Annotated in this window: 16 protein-coding genes; 9 read left to right on the plus strand and 7 right to left on the minus strand. The window is 37.6% G+C overall.

Annotated features, from left to right (window positions below; genetic code table 11):
- Positions 1–13 precede the first annotated feature (13 nt).
- From GJU39_RS07040 to GJU39_RS07065, 6 genes are all read left to right on the plus strand, one after another.
- Positions 14–826 carry a hypothetical protein gene (locus GJU39_RS07040; protein ID WP_167515662.1) on the plus strand — a complete coding sequence of 271 codons (813 nt, stop codon included), beginning with the start codon at positions 14–16 and terminating at the stop codon, positions 824–826.
- Positions 827–1,768: a tRNA (adenosine(37)-N6)-dimethylallyltransferase MiaA gene (gene miaA, locus GJU39_RS07045; protein ID WP_154280035.1), complete on the plus strand. Its 942-nt coding sequence runs from the start codon at positions 827–829 to the stop codon at positions 1,766–1,768. It begins immediately after the preceding gene.
- Positions 1,769–1,870: 102 nt separating this feature from the next.
- Positions 1,871–2,380 (plus strand): hypothetical protein, encoded by a 510-nt coding sequence (locus tag GJU39_RS07050; RefSeq protein WP_154280037.1) that lies wholly within the window; start codon positions 1,871–1,873, stop codon positions 2,378–2,380.
- A 153-nt stretch (positions 2,381–2,533) separates the two neighbouring features.
- A complete protein-coding gene (locus GJU39_RS07055) occupies positions 2,534–3,079 on the plus strand; it encodes a hypothetical protein (RefSeq protein WP_154280039.1) in 546 nt (181 codons plus the stop codon).
- Between the two features lie 96 nt (positions 3,080–3,175).
- On the plus strand, positions 3,176–3,706 hold the full coding sequence (locus GJU39_RS07060; protein WP_154280040.1) for a DUF3347 domain-containing protein: 531 nt from the start codon (positions 3,176–3,178) through the stop codon (positions 3,704–3,706).
- A 133-nt stretch (positions 3,707–3,839) separates the two neighbouring features.
- Positions 3,840–5,129, plus strand: a complete 1,290-nt coding sequence (locus GJU39_RS07065) for a citrate synthase (protein ID WP_154280041.1) — start codon at positions 3,840–3,842, stop codon at positions 5,127–5,129.
- 69 nt (positions 5,130–5,198) lie between these two features.
- Here GJU39_RS07065 and GJU39_RS07070 read toward each other — a convergent pair whose 3' ends face one another.
- The 5 genes from GJU39_RS07070 to GJU39_RS07090 form a co-directional block, all read right to left on the minus strand.
- Positions 5,199–6,326 carry a DUF3667 domain-containing protein gene (locus GJU39_RS07070; RefSeq protein WP_154280042.1) on the minus strand — a complete coding sequence of 376 codons (1,128 nt, stop codon included), beginning with the start codon at positions 6,324–6,326 and terminating at the stop codon, positions 5,199–5,201.
- 21 nt (positions 6,327–6,347) lie between these two features.
- Positions 6,348–7,733 carry a nucleoside permease gene (locus tag GJU39_RS07075; RefSeq protein ID WP_154280188.1) on the minus strand — a complete coding sequence of 462 codons (1,386 nt, stop codon included), beginning with the start codon at positions 7,731–7,733 and terminating at the stop codon, positions 6,348–6,350.
- A 171-nt stretch (positions 7,734–7,904) separates the two neighbouring features.
- Entirely contained in the window at positions 7,905–8,519 is a 615-nt protein-coding gene (locus GJU39_RS07080) for a bifunctional nuclease family protein (RefSeq protein WP_154280043.1), read from the minus strand.
- 51 nt (positions 8,520–8,570) lie between these two features.
- Positions 8,571–9,539, minus strand: coding sequence for an electron transfer flavoprotein subunit alpha/FixB family protein (locus tag GJU39_RS07085; protein WP_154280044.1), 969 nt, complete (start codon positions 9,537–9,539; stop codon positions 8,571–8,573).
- Between the two features lie 99 nt (positions 9,540–9,638).
- On the minus strand, positions 9,639–10,376 hold the full coding sequence (locus GJU39_RS07090; RefSeq protein WP_154280046.1) for an electron transfer flavoprotein subunit beta/FixA family protein: 738 nt from the start codon (positions 10,374–10,376) through the stop codon (positions 9,639–9,641).
- A gap of 62 nt (positions 10,377–10,438) precedes the next feature.
- On the opposite strand from GJU39_RS07090, the gene GJU39_RS07095 reads away from it, so the two are divergent.
- A complete protein-coding gene (locus tag GJU39_RS07095) occupies positions 10,439–10,774 on the plus strand; it encodes a tetratricopeptide repeat protein (RefSeq protein ID WP_154280048.1) in 336 nt (111 codons plus the stop codon).
- A 30-nt stretch (positions 10,775–10,804) separates the two neighbouring features.
- Entirely contained in the window at positions 10,805–12,022 is a 1,218-nt protein-coding gene (gene chrA / locus GJU39_RS07100) for a chromate efflux transporter (protein WP_154280050.1), read from the plus strand.
- Positions 12,023–12,094: 72 nt separating this feature from the next.
- Here the strand turns inward: chrA and dnaB are convergent, their stop codons facing one another.
- On the minus strand, positions 12,095–13,657 hold the full coding sequence (gene dnaB / locus GJU39_RS07105) for a replicative DNA helicase (protein ID WP_154280052.1): 1,563 nt from the start codon (positions 13,655–13,657) through the stop codon (positions 12,095–12,097).
- A gap of 187 nt (positions 13,658–13,844) precedes the next feature.
- Here dnaB and rlmB point away from each other — a divergent pair, with 187 nt between their 5' ends.
- Complete coding sequence (gene rlmB / locus GJU39_RS07110) at positions 13,845–14,612, plus strand: 23S rRNA (guanosine(2251)-2'-O)-methyltransferase RlmB (RefSeq protein WP_154280054.1); 768 nt, start codon at positions 13,845–13,847, stop codon at positions 14,610–14,612.
- Positions 14,613–14,673: 61 nt separating this feature from the next.
- Here rlmB and GJU39_RS07115 read toward each other — a convergent pair whose 3' ends face one another.
- A complete protein-coding gene (locus GJU39_RS07115) occupies positions 14,674–15,765 on the minus strand; it encodes a mannose-1-phosphate guanylyltransferase (RefSeq protein ID WP_154280056.1) in 1,092 nt (363 codons plus the stop codon).

A 15,765-nucleotide genomic window follows, 5' to 3' on the forward strand; every position in this document is an offset into this window, starting at 1 on the left:
TTGCTGCAAGCATTTGGCAGATAATTTAGCACCTTTGAATCAATTAGCATTTAATCAAAATATAGAATGGCATCATCAATTGAGATCCGGATTAGCGGATCTAGAAATTGAATGCCATTTTTCTTTTGATCACGATTTTTGTTTACTGAAGTTGGCTAATTGCAAACTTGTCGTCCATTTGGTTAGCATTGCGAATCATCATCAGCCGCAAGCGCTTATCAATTTACAGGAAGAATACCATATCGCCGAAATTAAACTGATTCACCTTTGGGAAGATGTTTGGTTGACCAGGCCTTTGCAGGTATTGGCAAGAATTGGGTCTTTGTTAGGACTAAATGTCAGAATTCATGGTCGGAAAACGAAAATTTATAAAATTGCAAAGCCGGTAGCTGATGAGTTTATTAACGAAAACCACTTGCAGGGCGCTGTAAATAGCCGTTATAAATTTGGATTATTTGAAAATGAAGAACTGGTTGCCGTGGCTACTTTTTCTGCATTGAGAGGTATGAACCATACCGAAAATTATAAATCTGCGGAATTGATTCGATTTGCAGTGAAGTCGGGTTATACGGTTACCGGAGGTTTAAGCAAGCTGATCTCGCATTTCTCTGAACTTTTAAAACCAAACGATTTAATGACCTATGCCGATAGAGACTGGTCAGCTGGGGAAGCTTATGCAACGCTTGGCTTTTCATTAACAGCTACCATTGCTCCCAAACAATTTTCATTAGATCAAAATTTAAACCGGTCTATTATTAAAGATAATGCTGAAGCTAACACAGCGGTTTTTAATACCGGAAGTCTTAAATTTATCCTGAAGTTTTAAATGGCAGATCAAAACCTAATTATTATCCTCGGCGCTACAGCATCTGGTAAAACAAAGCTTGCAGTTCAGGTAGCTAACGAATTAAATGGTGAAATTATCAGTGCAGATAGCCGGCAGATCTTTAGAAAGATGAATATCGGAACAGGGAAAGACCTTCATGAATATGAAATCAATAATAAGATTATTCCACATCACTTAATTGATATTTTAGATCCTGGAGAAAGATATCATGTAGACGCATTTAAAAATGATTTTTACCGGGCATTTGAGTCGATCAACAGTAGGGGAAGGCAGGCGATTTTATGCGGTGGAACAGGAATGTACATTCATAGTCTGCTGCAAAATCAACAATATACCGCAGTTCCTATCAATGCAACATTGAGAACATCATTAGAAGTTTATGAAAAAGATCAGCTGGTACTGAAGTTAAATACATATCCCCCAATTCATGTTGCACACGCAGATGTATCATCTAAAAAGAGGTTGATCAGGGCAATAGAGATTGCCGAATACCTGCAAAACCATGATATAGAAGAAAAATACCGGCCTGAGATTAAGCCACTAATTTTTGGATTGAAAAATCAGGTTGAACTTACCCGGGCTAAAATTTTATCCAGACTTGAACATCGGCTGAATAATGGAATGATTGAGGAAGTATCCCACTTAATTGCAAGTGGTGTATCAAAGGAAATATTAGTTTTTTATGGCTTAGAATACAAATTCATAGTCAGTTACCTGGATGGTTTGCTTACCTATGAGCAGTTGAAATTAAATTTGGGCATAGCGATTTGCCAATATGCTAAACGGCAAAATACCTTTTTTAGAAAAATGGAAAAAGACGGCGTAAATATCGTTTGGCTCAATGCTGCATTGTCAACAGACCTATTAAAAGCGCATATTTTAGAAAAGGCCCTGTCAGGAGGTTTAAACTCCTCTTACTAAGCGTGTTCTTGTTTTAAATTCCTAAAAGTTGTTCAATTTAAGCTTTTGGCACATGTTTTGTAACAGTGCTGATATATTTATTTAACTTAAAAATAATATTTGATGAAAACTTTTACTAAAATTATTGCTACTTCAGCAGCTGTAGTGGCATTATTCTTTGCAACTAATGCTAACGCACAATCTCAAAAATTAGGAATAGGAATTATTGGTGGTATCCCTACAGGTGATTTATATAATGTAGCACTTGGTGCAGATTTACGTTATCAATTTGATGTTGATAAACAATTATCAATTCCAGTTACCGCAGGTTACACTCGCTTTTTAGGCAAAGAGATCAATGGCTTTGATGTTCCAGATTTCGGTTATATCCCTGTTAAAGTTGGTGCAAAGTATTTCTTCAACGACTCTGGAGCAGGTGTTTATGGTTTAGCTGAACTTGGTGCTGGTTTTGGTACTAATAAAGGTAGTGGAACTTCATTCGTATATTCTCCTGCTTTAGGTTATGCCTGGAGTAATGGATTAGACCTTGGATTAAAATATGAAGGTTTAGCTAAAGACGGTGGAAGCACTGGTTATGTTGGTCTACGTTTAGCTTACGGTTTCAGTTTGTAAGAAAATATAAATTATCATTCAAAAGCCTCAGCAAAAGCTGGGGCTTTTTTTATTGATAAAAATTTCTGAAAAAAATGAAAATAAAATAAATCTAAATGAAATCACTTTTCGTATATACCTCAAAACCTTATTAATTAACTTAATTTATCTAATATGAAAACGATTACTAAAATCTTTACAATGGCAGCCGCAGTTGCACTTTTTGCTACTACAAGCCTGAATGCACAAACAATGATGGAAACTGATCCTAATCCGGCTCCAAAAGGTATGGGTTTCAAAGTTGGCGTAGGTATTAATGGCGGTGTTTTCCGCGATAAATCGCCTATGGATTATGCTTACGGTGCAGATTTAAAATTACAATGGGACCTAACGCCATATGTTGCAGTTACAGCTTCTGGAGGTTATACCAAATTAATTGCAAAGGATAATGCAGTAGATGCAGATTTTATTCCGGCTAAAGGTGGTGTAAAAGTATTCCCGATCAAAAGAATGTATTTAGCTACTGAGGCTGGCGCAGGTATTGCTATTCAGGACGGTGCTAAAACTAACTTCATTTATTCTGGTGGTTTGGGTTATGAATTTGGCGGCTTTGATGCTGGTGTGAGATATGAAGGTTATGTGAATGATAGCGCTTCTACAACTTACTTCAGAAAAACAGGACAATATGCCGTTAGATTAGCATATAATTTCAAATTATAATTAGAACATCATTTAATAGTTAAGCCTCGCAATTTGCGGGGCTTTTTTTGTTTATTTAATATTTAAATCCCTATTTTGAACCGAAAACCAAATACCATGAAACGAATATTCGGAATTGTTATTCTTGCCGGCCTTATGGCTTGCAATCCATCAGAAAAAAAATCTTCGGATAAAAATGATACCCTTCAAAAAGACTCGCTATCTGTCAATAACGAAGTTTTAATAAAAGACCAAAAGAAAGCCGATATTTTTACCGCGTATGTAAGTTTGAAAAATGCTTTAGTGAAGGCTGATCAAAAACATTCTCAGAAAGCTGCTGCTGATCTGCAAAAAAGTCTGGCAAATTACGAAGGTTGTGAGCCCACCGCAGAAGTTGCCGGTAAAATTGCATCAGGTACTAATCTGGTAGATCAACGGAAAAATTTTACAATCTTAAGTGCAGATTTGATCGCGCTAATGAAGAATGCTGAAATAGAAAAGGGAACGATTTATGTTCAGCATTGCCCAATGGCTAACAAAGGTGATGGAGGAGACTGGTTATCGACAGAAAAAGAAATCAGAAATCCATATTACGGCGATGAAATGCTCGAATGCGGCAGCGTTACGGAAGAATTAAAAGCAAAATAGAAGGTGTTTCAACGTTAAATTCAGTATGATTGTTACTTCATTTTGACCGATAATTCATATTAATTTAACAGATTTGTTATGCATGTATATTAATTTTATATAATTTAGAAAGCTATAAACACAATACAATAATATGTCAGATATTGCAGAAATTAAAGTTGATGGTAAAACGTTAGAATTGCCAGTAATTACAGGAACTGAAAATGAAAAAGCCATTGATATTTCAAAATTAAGAGATCTTTCTGGCTTTGTAACCCTGGATACTGGTTTTAAAAACACTGGTTCAACCAAAAGTAAAATCACTTTCTTAGACGGTGAAAAAGGTATTTTAAAATATAGAGGCTATTCAATCGAAGAACTTGCGGCCAAATCTAGTTTCTTAGAAGTAATCTATTTGATCGTTTATGGAGATCTTCCAACACAAACACAATTAGAAGATTTACAAACTGACATTAACAAGCATACGTTGATTCATGAGGATATGAAGAAATTCTTCGATGGCTATCCGTCGAAATCTCATCCTATGGGTCAATTGGGTTCGTTAATCTTTTCATTATCTACCTTTTACCCAGAATGTTTAAAGCCCAATCAAACACCAGCGGAACAAGACTTAACGATTATTAAACTGTTGGCAAAATTTCCAACTATCGTTTCATTTATTTATAAAAAGTCTTTAGGCAATCCACTTATTTATCCAAAAAATAAATATGATTACGTAACCAATTTCCTTTGGATGACTTTTGGTCAGCGCACTGAAGATTATGATGTAAATCCAATTGTGGTTAGCGCAATGAATAAATTGCTTATTCTACATGCAGACCATGAGCAAAACTGTTCAGCATCGACTGTTCGGATTGTTGGTTCATCTGACTGTAACTTATATGCATCTATTGCTGCAGGTATTGCCGCACTTTGGGGGCCGCTACATGGTGGGGCAAACCAAGCCGTTATCGATATGCTGGAATTGATTAAGGAAGATGGTGGAGATACGGAAAAATGGATTAATAAAGCAAAGGATAAAAATGATCCTTTCCGGATGATGGGCTTTGGACACCGGGTTTATAAAAACTTCGATCCACGTGCTAAAATCATTAAAAAAGCTTGTGATGATATTTTAGAAAATCTGGGAATTGACGATCCAATTTTAGAGATTGCGAAGAAATTAGAGGAAGCAGCTTTAACCGATCAATACTTCATTGACAGAAAGTTATATCCAAATGTAGATTTCTATTCAGGAATTATTTACAGAGCCTTAGGCTTCCCATCAGAAATGTTTACGGTATTATTTGCTTTAGGCCGTTTACCTGGATGGATTGCACAATGGAAAGAAATGCACGAAAACAAAGAACCAATCGGTCGTCCCCGTCAGATTTACGTTGGCGAAACAGACAGAGAATTTGTTGAATTAAAAGACAGAAAATAAAATAATAATAGCATAAAAAAATCCCGGGCTTAAGAACCCGGGATTTTTTTATGTTCAAGATTTAGGTATTTAACTTACATAATATATAATGTTAAGCATTACCACTTCGGTAATTGCAAAGGCAAATCCATAAAGCATAAAGATCCATATCATTTTCCAAATGATTGCGCCGCGTTTTCGTTGATAAAATACTTTTAGGGCATTATAAAAATACCATATAATCCAAATAAATACTCCAAATTCAATCACGCCTGAAAGAAATGAATCTGCACCGAAAACATATTTTATAATTGGTTTAGTAAAGATAGATACAATGAAATAAGCAGTCATTCCATGTATGGTGAATATCAGATGGTTTAAATAATACATGTGATTTTTGCGGAAATTCCACATGATGAACAATGCCAATAGCGGCATTAGCAGAAAGTATTGTTTAGGCCTGTTGTGTTCTAATGTTTCTGTAATGATTTCTGATTTTTGGCCCATTGCTATTGAACGCTTCGTTACCATTCGTTCGAACCAGTTGTCTTTTTGAAAAATAGGCAGTTGTTTTTGTCTGATTAAGTAAGCGCTGTATGTACTATCGTTTCTATCATTATAAATACTGGAAAATTTAGAGATTATGTTTTTCAGTGAATCAGTTTTTTTTGATTTATTCCGTATTTTGAAGTCAGCGAGAATGCGTCCCTGATCTTTAAAACTAAGTGCTTTAAATTGTTCTATATCCAGTTCTTTTTTAAAATCGGCTTTAACATTATCTAAAATCTTACCTGTTTTGTTATTCACTACGCCAGCTTTTGTTAACTCCTTTCTTACGCTATCCAACACCATGTATTTCACCGAAGCAGATTTTCCGGGCTTATGCCCGTTTTCGGTGTCTGAATGTTTTGGAGAGTACGCAACCAAAAAGTAAACAATAGATACAAAAATGTACATGCTTACCGGGTTGATGTACCTGGCCCGTTTTCCATCCAGGTAATCTAAAGTAACCCGCCCGGGCTTGGTAAGCAGGGGAGAGAGTGTCTGGAAAAATTTATTATCAAAGTGAAAGTAATGCGCAATACTATGGCTGATGAAACCCCAGAAACTTTCTTTCAGTTCTAAATTGGGTTGACCGCAATTGCTGCAATAATGTTTTTCTACATGAGAACCACAATTTAAGCAATTATGTTCTTTTCTATACTTGCCGGCTGACATAAGAGGAATTGAGAGATTAAATTAATGACTGATGGCTTCGATAGCTTTTTCTTCAGCTTGTGTATGCTTATGTTTAAATAGTAATGCAAAAAGTATAGTGATGATTAAGGCATAGATAGTGAAGGAAAGCCAGATATGGTGCCAGTCTTTCATCTGAATGGCTTTATCAAAGGTGCCGTTATTTAAGATGCTTACACCCTGACTTTTGACAAAATCAAGCAAATGGTTATTGGTAGGTTCTGAACCTACAAATTCAGATGTCGCCTGGATAGTTGTAAATGATTTAGTGAAATATTTGTCGATCATCCAGCCTGATACTAAACTGCCGAATACGGCTCCGAAACCATTTGTCATCATCATAAACATACCTTGAGCAGAAGACCTTGTTTTCGCTGTAGTGGAAGTTTCCACGAATAATGAACCTGAAATGTTAAAGAAATCAAATGCCATTCCATAAACTACGCAAGAAAGAATAATCATCCAGAGGTTTCCGGAAGGATCTCCATACGCAAAGAAGCCAAATCTAAACACCCAGGCCAACATCGCAATAATCATTACTTTTTTGATTCCAAAACGTTTTAAAAAGAATGGAATAGCCAAAATAAAGAGTGTTTCAGAAACTTGCGAAATCGACATGATGATGGTAGAATATTTTACTACAAAAGAATCTGCATACTTGGGAAAATGCTTAAATTCATCTAAAAATACGTCCCCATAAGCATTGGTAAGCTGTAGCGCTCCACCTAAAAACATAGAGAAAATAAAGAATAAGGCCATTTTATAATTAGCAAAAAGCTTAAAAGCCTCTAGCCCCAGCGTGTGCATTAGCGAAGCTTCCTCAGCAATAAGTTTGCTCGGTTTACATTTTGGCAAAGAAAATGCATATACCCCGAGTAGTAATGCGCCGGTACCTGCGATATAAAATTGATATGAACTTGCCTTATTGCCTGTTAAATTGGTAATCCACATGGCCGCGATAAAGCCAACTGTTCCCCATACACGGATGGGAGGGAAGTCTTTCACAACATCCAGATTGCCAGATTTTAACGTAGTATAAGATATAGAGTTACTTAAGGAAATTGTAGGCATATAAAAGCACATGGCTGCTAACATTGTCCAGAAGAAGGCGTTGGGGCTTTCAACTTGTGGTAAATAAAATAGAACGCCGGCATATAAGATATGAAGTATGCCATAAAGGATTTCTGCATTTACCCACTTATCGGCAATAATGCCGGTCAGCGTTGGCATAAACAGAGAGGCAAAGCCCATAGTGGCGAAAATTGCACCAAACTGTGTACCATCCCATTGTTTTGTTCCGAACCAATAATTTGCAATTGTGATAAGCCAGGCACCCCATACAAAAAATTGCATAAAGCTCATTAAGGTTAAGCGAAACTTAACATTCATCATATCGTCTGTTTGATTTTTGAAAGTAAAGGCTGAATATAGAACTAATTTGAAACATAATTCAAAAATAAACCCAAATTATTTTGAACAATTTGGGTTTATTTTATTTTCAGCTTTTTATTATGAAAATTATTAAATTTTATAGCAGTAAATGAACTTAAAGAGATATTTTTAAGATGTACCTCGCTTATTTAATTCGTCCCGCAACCTTGCGGCCTTTTCATATGCCTCTTCGGCTATTGCCTCCTGCAATTTTTGTTGCAGTTCCTCTAATGATAAGTCGGTAAAACCCGGTTGTTTTCCGCTGCCGGGTAAACTATCTGCATCTGGTTCTTTCGCTATGGAATCCATATTTTCCAGGAAGAGAAAATCGTTACCTTCAATTACGATTCCTGCAGATGATAAGATGAATTCATAAGTGTAAATCATAGCATCAAACCGTACTGCAAGTGCAATTGCATCAGATGTTCTTGCATCAATTTCATGTTTGTTCTTTCCATCGTTGCAAATTAGTTTTGCATAAAACACACCGTCAACCAGGTTGTAAATAATGATTTCCTGGATGTTAATGTGGAAAGTATCAGCCATTGATTTAAATAAATCATGCGTCAGCGGCCTGCTGGGGGTCATTTTCTCAATTTCTATCGCAATAGCCTGTGCCTCAAACGCACCGATAATGATAGGCAATCGCCTCCGTCCATTTACTTCTCCTAAAACCAGGGCATAGGCGCCAGACTGCGTCTGGCTGTAAGACAATCCTACAATATCTAACTTAACTTTTTTCATATCTATATTTCAAACCCGGGAGGTTTTAAGGCCTGCCGGGTTTAAACACTTTTATCCTTTATGTGCTTTTAATGCTTCTATTAATTTCGGAACCACTTCGAAAGCATCTCCAACTATTCCGTAATCCGCAACCTTGAAGAAAGGCGCTTCCGGATCTTTATTAATTACTACAATTACTTTAGAAGAACTTACACCTGCTAAATGTTGAATGGCACCAGAAATCCCAATCGCGATATATAAATTAGGACTGATGGCAATTCCTGTCTGACCAACGTGCTCCGAGTGCGGTCTCCAGTCTGCATCGGAAACTGGTTTTGAACAAGCTGTTGCTGCGCCGAGTAAACCTGCCAGTTCTTCAATCATTCCCCAGTTCTCCGGTCCTTTTAAACCTCTTCCTGCAGATACTACTAATTCTGCATCTGGTAAGGAAACTTTATCTGTTGCCCTAACAATATCTTTGATAACAGTGCCGAGGTCTGATTGTTTAATATCAGCAGCGAAGTTCTCAATTGATGCATCAGTCGCATTTTCTTTAACGCCAAATGCATTTGGATTCAAAGCGATTACTTTGTTAGCTGAAGTTAGTTCGGTAATGGCAAAAGCTTTTCCTGAGAAAGCAGTCTTCTTAACTGAAAACTTTCCATCAGTGCTTGGTAATTCCACCGCTCCATCTGCTAAGCCGGCTTCAAGTTTTACTGCAATTCTTGGCGCTAAACCTTTCCCTGAGAAGGAGTTCGATAGTACCACAATGTCTGCACTTTCCTTTGAAGCAGCAGCAGCGATAACACTTGCATAGGCCTGGTTAACGAAAGTTTTTAACTGATCGGCGCTTACATTTAATACTTTAGACGCACCGTATTTTCCTAATTCTTTCAATTCACTTTCGGCAACATCGCCAATGGATATTGCGCTTAAATTAGTTGATTGCTGATCTGCAATAGCTTTGGCGTAAGAAACTGCTTCAAAAACAGATTTCTTAAACTTTCCTTCAGCTTGTTCTACATATACTAATACTGACATATATTTATCTCTAAATCCCTTACGGAGATTTTATTTTTAATGAAATTAATTCTATTAATTACCTCTTTTTTTACCGATTGAATTCAAACAGCTAACGGTTTAGATTACTTTAGCTTCGCTATGTAGTAAACCAATAAGTGATTCAGTCTGATCAGCAGGAACTAGCTTTACAGCTCCGCGTGGTGCAGGAGTTTCATATTTAGCTACCTTCGTTACTGCATCAATGGCTACCGCTTCAATCACGGTTAAAGGCTTGGTTCTCGCACTCATAATTCCACGCATGTTTGGAATTTTAGGTTCCGCAACACCTTCCGCGCAGCTGGCCACAAATTTACCAGACACCGTTACCACTTCCTTACCACCTTCAATTTCTCTTTCGATCGTTGCCGAAGTACCATCAAAGTCTAACTTTTTAATAATTGAAATGGATGGAATATCTAAAAATTCTCCAACCATTGCAGCAACCTGGTTTCCATTATAGTCGATAGATTCACGCCCGGTAAGAATCATGGCGTAATCTTTATCTCTTGCGTATTCTGCGATCTGTTTTGCAACGAAATATGCATCGCGTGGAGCTGCGTTCACCCGAACAGCTTCATCAGCACCAATGGCCAATGCTTTTCTAACCGTTGGATCATTCCCGGCTTCACCAACATTGATAACAGTTATCGTTCCCTTACCACCTTCAGTAAGTTCAATTGCTCTTGATAAAGCGATCTCATCATAAGGATTTACAATATATTGCACTCCTGCAGTATTGAATTCGGTATTATCGTTGGTAAAAGTTATTTTTGTCGTCGTGTCGGGCACGTTACTGATACAAACTAATATTTTCATATTTATTGAGATTTATATATAAGGTCTTTCTGCAAATTTAATTAAAAAAGCAAGGAAATAAAATGTCATCAACCCGTTTAGCCAAGTTATTGGAGTTTTTAGAAAGTGAACCTAACGACCCGTTTATCCTATATGCCTTAGCCACAGAGTATAACAATCAAAATGATGCTGAAAAAGCGTATTCTTTTTACCTTCAGTTAACTGATAATCACCCGGATTATGTTGGAACTTATTATCATTTGGGCAAGCTTTATGAGAAAGACGGACAAAAAGAGAAAGCAATCGAAGTTTATCAGAAAGGAATGGTAACAGCCAGAAACAAACGGGATATGCATGCATTTTCCGAATTGCAAGGTGCATATAACACCGCCGCAGGTTTAGATTATGAAGATGATTAATTCTTTTGCTGTTCTAAATATTCATTCTTAATGCAAACTAAACCTATTTCCGCAAAGAAACAGTGGTTATTTCTTCGTAACGTACTGTTTTTTACTTTTACATCTTTCGGTGGTGCACAAGCCCATCTGGCCCTGTTATTAAAATATTTCGTACACAGTGCAAAGTTCATTTCAGAAGAAGAATTATTGGAATTAAATGCTTTAGCACAAGTTTTACCAGGACCAGCTTCTACGCAAACCTTAGTAGGAATTGCCTGGAAAGTGGGTAAGCTTAAGCTGGCGATCATTACATTTCTGATCTGGATACTCCCAACAGCGGCCATTATGACTTTCGCCGCCATCAGCTATGCCTTGTTAGATCAAAAACAAAAGTTTAACGATGTGCTGGAATACATTCAGCCAATTGCGTTAGGAATTGTGGCCTATGGTGCCTGGAAGTTAGGCCGGAAGGTATTAACATCACAAGTGTCTATATTTCTGGCTATTGGATCAGTTGTAGCTACTTTTGTATTAAGGAACGCATATGTTTTTCCTTTAGCCATTCTGGTAGGCGGCATCATTTCCTCCGCTATTGAAACACCAAAAGAGGAAACGGAATTAAGGGTAAGACTTTTTTCAAATCTGAATCCGAAAAAGATGATCTACTTCTTAGGGGCATTGTTATTATTTGCATTGGTAGGAGCGATCATCAACAGAACATCTCCATTTAGTTTACCTATCCGCTTGCTGGAAAATTTTTACCGTAACGGGATTCTGGTTTTTGGCGGAGGGCAAGTGCTAGTGCCATTGATGTTCACCGAATTCGTTGACATGAAGCATTATCTAGCAGCACCTGGTTTCTTGTCTGGTTTTGCCCTGCAACAGGCACTACCAGGCCCAACGTTTTCATTTACCAGTTATTTAGGGGCGTTAAGCATGAAGAATTTCGGCTACGGCCTTTCAGGTCAAATACTAGGTGGCTTAATTGGGGTAGTTGGAATCAATTTGCCCGGTTTAATTCTGGTGCTGTTTATCGTTCCTTTTTGGGATGACTTAAAAAAGATCTCTAGAATAAGACACAGTTTAGGGGGAATCAACGCAGTTAGTGTCGGCTTTATTATTGCGGCTTTTATTTTGCTTTTAATTCCCATGGGGATGAATTGGTTGTTTCTGGGAATTATGTTGGCCACGTTTGCGCTCCTTAATTTCACCAAGATCAGCCCGCCGGTAATTGTTTTGGCTGGAATCCTGATCGGATATTTGTTTTAGTATAATTTATAAGGCATAAAAAAAGGGAAATGACTGATTTCCCTGCTTATTATTATTGTTGATATTTTCTGACTAAAACGGTGGATCATCATCATTATAATCATCCATTTTAGATGGGCGGATAATTACGTTACTTTGTTTTTCAAAATCCTGGGAAGGGTACATTCCTGCAGAAGGATCAGCTGCTGCGAAAGATGTTGGTGCTGTAAAATCTTCTTCCAAATCGGTAAACTTAACGAATTTACCAATAAATTTAAGTGGAACAATTCCAGTTTCACCGTTTCTGTGTTTTGCGATAATTACCTCAGCAATACCCGCCTGAGATCTGCCCTGTTCATCTTCGGTAATTCCGTAATATTCCGGTCGATATAAGAATAAAACCATATCCGCATCCTGCTCAATAGATCCAGATTCCCTCAAATCGGATAGCATTGGTCGCTTACCCTGTAAACCGGGCCTGCTCTCTACCGCACGACTCAACTGTGAGAGTGCCAATACAGGAACATCTAATTCTTTAGCAACAGATTTTAATGCCCTGGAGATACTACCAATTTCCTGCTCACGGTTACCGCCACCTTTTCCTTCGCCCTTACCGTGCATCAGCTGCAAGTAATCTACAATGACCAACTGAATATCATATTGAGATTTTAACCTTCTGCATTTTGCCCTGAACTCAAAAATATTTAGAGCTGGCGTATCATCGATTAATAAAGGGGCTTCAGTTAAACGGCCTATTTTGCTGTGAAGTTGTTGCCATTCCCATTCCTGCAAGTTCCCTTTTCTGATTTTTTCCTGTTCAATTTCTGCTTCTCCGGAAATCAAACGATTTACCAGCTGAACAGATGACATCTCCAGTGAAAAAACCACCGTAGGCTTTTGAAAATCTACCGTAGCATTTCTTGCACAGGTTAAAACGAATGCTGTTTTTCCCATCGCAGGACGAGCAGCAATGATTACTAAATCCTGCTTTTGCCAGCCACCAGTAATTCGGTCTAACCCGGTAAACCCGGTTGGTACACCCGTTAATCCATCTGTTTTGGTTCTTAATTCTTCTAACGTTGCTAAAGATTGCTTAATGATATCGTCCATTTTCTGGGTATCTCTCCGCAAGTTATTTTGAGCAATATCAAATAAACCCTTTTCTGCATGATCCAGTAAATCGAAAATATCAGCGGTATCTTCGTAAGCAGTTGTGATAATGTCTGTAGAAATCCTGATTAATTCCCGCTGAATATATTTCTGAGAAATGATCCTGGCGTGGAATTCTATGTTCGCTGCTGAGGCAACCCGATTGGTGAGATTAGTGATGTAATAGGCACCGCCTACCATTTCCAGCGAACCCATCTGGCGAAGTTCTGCTGTTACCGTTAAAATATCTACAGGTTTAGATTTTTCGAAAAGCATGTGAATGGCTTCGAAAATCTTTTGATGCGCTTCCTGATAGAAAACTTCTGGTTTTAAAATATCAATTACAGCAGACAAAGCATCTTTTTCAAGCATTAAAGCTCCTAAAACAGCTTCTTCCAGATCTAAAGCCTGTGGGGGTAATTTCCCCATCGTACTTACTGTGCTGGTGAGCCGTGCTTTTCTCGCTGTTAAACTATTTTTTCCACCTTGTCCGTTATCGATACTCATTCTACAAAAGTAACGAAAAGTTTAGCGGATTGGTTTAACAAGTTACTAGCAGTTTGTTAACAAATTGGAATAGAATAAATTTCTTTTTTGAACTTTACAAATGGACAGGAAATTAGTTGGCAATAAGCATCAGATAGATTAGGGCTAAAGCAATTATTTGAATACTTTTGCCTAACAATTTCAAAACATGGATAATTTAAGAAGACCGCAACGCGCAAAAGAGAATAATGAGTTTGTATTTGGCATCAGAGCTGTTATAGAAGCGGTGAAGGCTGGAAGAGATATTGAAACGATTTATCAGCAACGCGGCTTGGGCGGAGAACTTTTTTTAGAGTTAAAAGCTTTATTAAAAGATACACTGATCCCTTTAAATTCGGTTCCGGTTGAAAAATTGAACCGCATGTCGCAAAAAAACCACCAGGGGGTTATCGCGGTAATATCACCAATTACTTATCAAAACATTGAAGATATTGTTCCTGCTATATTCGAAAAAGGAGAGGTGCCATTGATTTTGGTATTGGATAGTGTTACCGATGTGCGTAACATGGGTGCTATTGCCCGTACAGCGGCCTGCGTTGGTGTACATGCCATTGTAGTGCCATTAAAAAATGCGGCACAAATAAATGCAGATGCAATTAAAACTTCAGCCGGAGCTTTATTTAATATCCCAATCTGCAGACATGCCAACCTTCATAAAATTTGCCTGTATCTACAAGAAAGTGGTTTACAAATTGTTGCCTGTACTGAAAAAACAAGCGATTTAATTTACTCACCGGATTATACGATGCCAACGGCGATTGTAATGGGATCGGAAGATGAGGGCATTTCAAATGAGCTGCTGCGTGTGGCCGATCATTTGGCAAAAATACCAATGGCTGGTAAAATAGAATCACTGAATGTTTCTGTTTCAGCTGGTGTAATTTTGTACGAAGCGGTAAGACAACGGAGCATTTAATTTAAGCTAAAAAAACTGAATCGCGTAGTAATGGAAATTCTTACGCGATTCAGCTCTATATCTAGATGAATTTATTACCGAAGCGGGATTTCACTTCAGCCACAAACTCTTTAACTTTTTGCTCTTCATTTCTTGGACAAATCATCAACATATTGTTGTTCTCCACCACAATATAGTCGTGCAGTCCATTCAGAATCACTAATTTTTCTTTGGGTACATTAACCATACAATTAGAAGAATCGAACATAATTACCTGTTCAGATGGAATCACTGCATTACCTACATAATCTTTATCAGCCATTTCATAAATAGAAGCCCAGGTTCCAAGATCTGACCAGCCAAAGTCTGAAGGAAGAACATAAACATTATCTGCCTTCTCCATAATACCGAAGTCGATAGAAATATTGGTACATTGAAAATATGCGTTATTGATAAATTCTTTCTCGCCAACTGTATTCAAATCAGATCTGCCAACATTGAAAATTTCATACATATCCGGCAAATGCTTTTCGAATGAATTTAATATCGCACGTGCCGACCAGATGAAGATACCGGCATTCCATAAGAAATCGCCGCTTTGAATAAATGATTTGGCAAGTTCTAAATTCGGTTTTTCGGTAAAGGTTTTAACTTTATGTAAATCCGTATCTGTATTCAATACATGATCAGTATGCTGGATGTAACCGTAACCTGTATCAGGACGGTTAGGTTTAATGCCTAAAGTGATCAGACAATCATTTTTAGAAGCAGCCGCTAAAGATTGCTCAATCGAATCTACAAAACCATCCAGATCAGCAATAGTATGGTCAGATGGTGCCACAACGATTGTTGCATTTGGATTAAGTTCAGCAATTTTGAAACTCCCGTAGGCTATACAAGGACCGGTATTTCTCATCAAAGGCTCCGCAAGAATCTGATTATCACTTAATTCGGGAATCTGTTCTTTTATTAAATCTGAGTAAATATCGTTGGTTACGATGAAAATATTTTCCGGTGGACAGATCCTTAAAAATCTTTCGTATGTGCTCTGAATCAGCGTTTTACCAACGCCGAAAAAATCGATAAACTGTTTTGGGTATTCTGTTCTACTAACGGGCCAAAAGCGACTTCCGACTCCGCCAGCCATAATAAGTGCATAGTAATCTTTATTCAT

The organism is Pedobacter petrophilus (assembly GCF_009674725.1).
GTDB classification, from domain to species: domain Bacteria; phylum Bacteroidota; class Bacteroidia; order Sphingobacteriales; family Sphingobacteriaceae; genus Pedobacter; species Pedobacter petrophilus.

Excerpts from the sequence above, each read along its gene's own strand:
- miaA (WP_154280035.1), top strand. The coding sequence starts at position 827 with ATGGCAGATCAAAACCTAATTATTATCCTCGGCGCTACAGCATCTGGT.
- GJU39_RS07050 (WP_154280037.1), top strand. The coding sequence starts at position 1,871 with ATGAAAACTTTTACTAAAATTATTGCTACTTCAGCAGCTGTAGTGGCA.
- GJU39_RS07055 (WP_154280039.1), top strand. The coding sequence starts at position 2,534 with ATGAAAACGATTACTAAAATCTTTACAATGGCAGCCGCAGTTGCACTT.
- GJU39_RS07060 (WP_154280040.1), top strand. The coding sequence starts at position 3,176 with ATGAAACGAATATTCGGAATTGTTATTCTTGCCGGCCTTATGGCTTGC.
- GJU39_RS07065 (WP_154280041.1), top strand. The coding sequence starts at position 3,840 with ATGTCAGATATTGCAGAAATTAAAGTTGATGGTAAAACGTTAGAATTG.
- GJU39_RS07070 (WP_154280042.1), bottom strand. The coding sequence starts at position 6,326 with ATGTCAGCCGGCAAGTATAGAAAAGAACATAATTGCTTAAATTGTGGT.
- GJU39_RS07075 (WP_154280188.1), bottom strand. The coding sequence starts at position 7,733 with ATGAATGTTAAGTTTCGCTTAACCTTAATGAGCTTTATGCAATTTTTT.
- GJU39_RS07080 (WP_154280043.1), bottom strand. The coding sequence starts at position 8,519 with ATGAAAAAAGTTAAGTTAGATATTGTAGGATTGTCTTACAGCCAGACG.
- GJU39_RS07085 (WP_154280044.1), bottom strand. The coding sequence starts at position 9,539 with ATGTCAGTATTAGTATATGTAGAACAAGCTGAAGGAAAGTTTAAGAAA.
- GJU39_RS07090 (WP_154280046.1), bottom strand. The coding sequence starts at position 10,376 with ATGAAAATATTAGTTTGTATCAGTAACGTGCCCGACACGACGACAAAA.
- GJU39_RS07095 (WP_154280048.1), top strand. The coding sequence starts at position 10,439 with ATGTCATCAACCCGTTTAGCCAAGTTATTGGAGTTTTTAGAAAGTGAA.
- chrA (WP_154280050.1), top strand. The coding sequence starts at position 10,805 with ATGCAAACTAAACCTATTTCCGCAAAGAAACAGTGGTTATTTCTTCGT.
- dnaB (WP_154280052.1), bottom strand. The coding sequence starts at position 13,657 with ATGAGTATCGATAACGGACAAGGTGGAAAAAATAGTTTAACAGCGAGA.
- rlmB (WP_154280054.1), top strand. The coding sequence starts at position 13,845 with ATGGATAATTTAAGAAGACCGCAACGCGCAAAAGAGAATAATGAGTTT.
- GJU39_RS07115 (WP_154280056.1), bottom strand. The coding sequence starts at position 15,765 with ATGAATAAAGATTACTATGCACTTATTATGGCTGGCGGAGTCGGAAGT.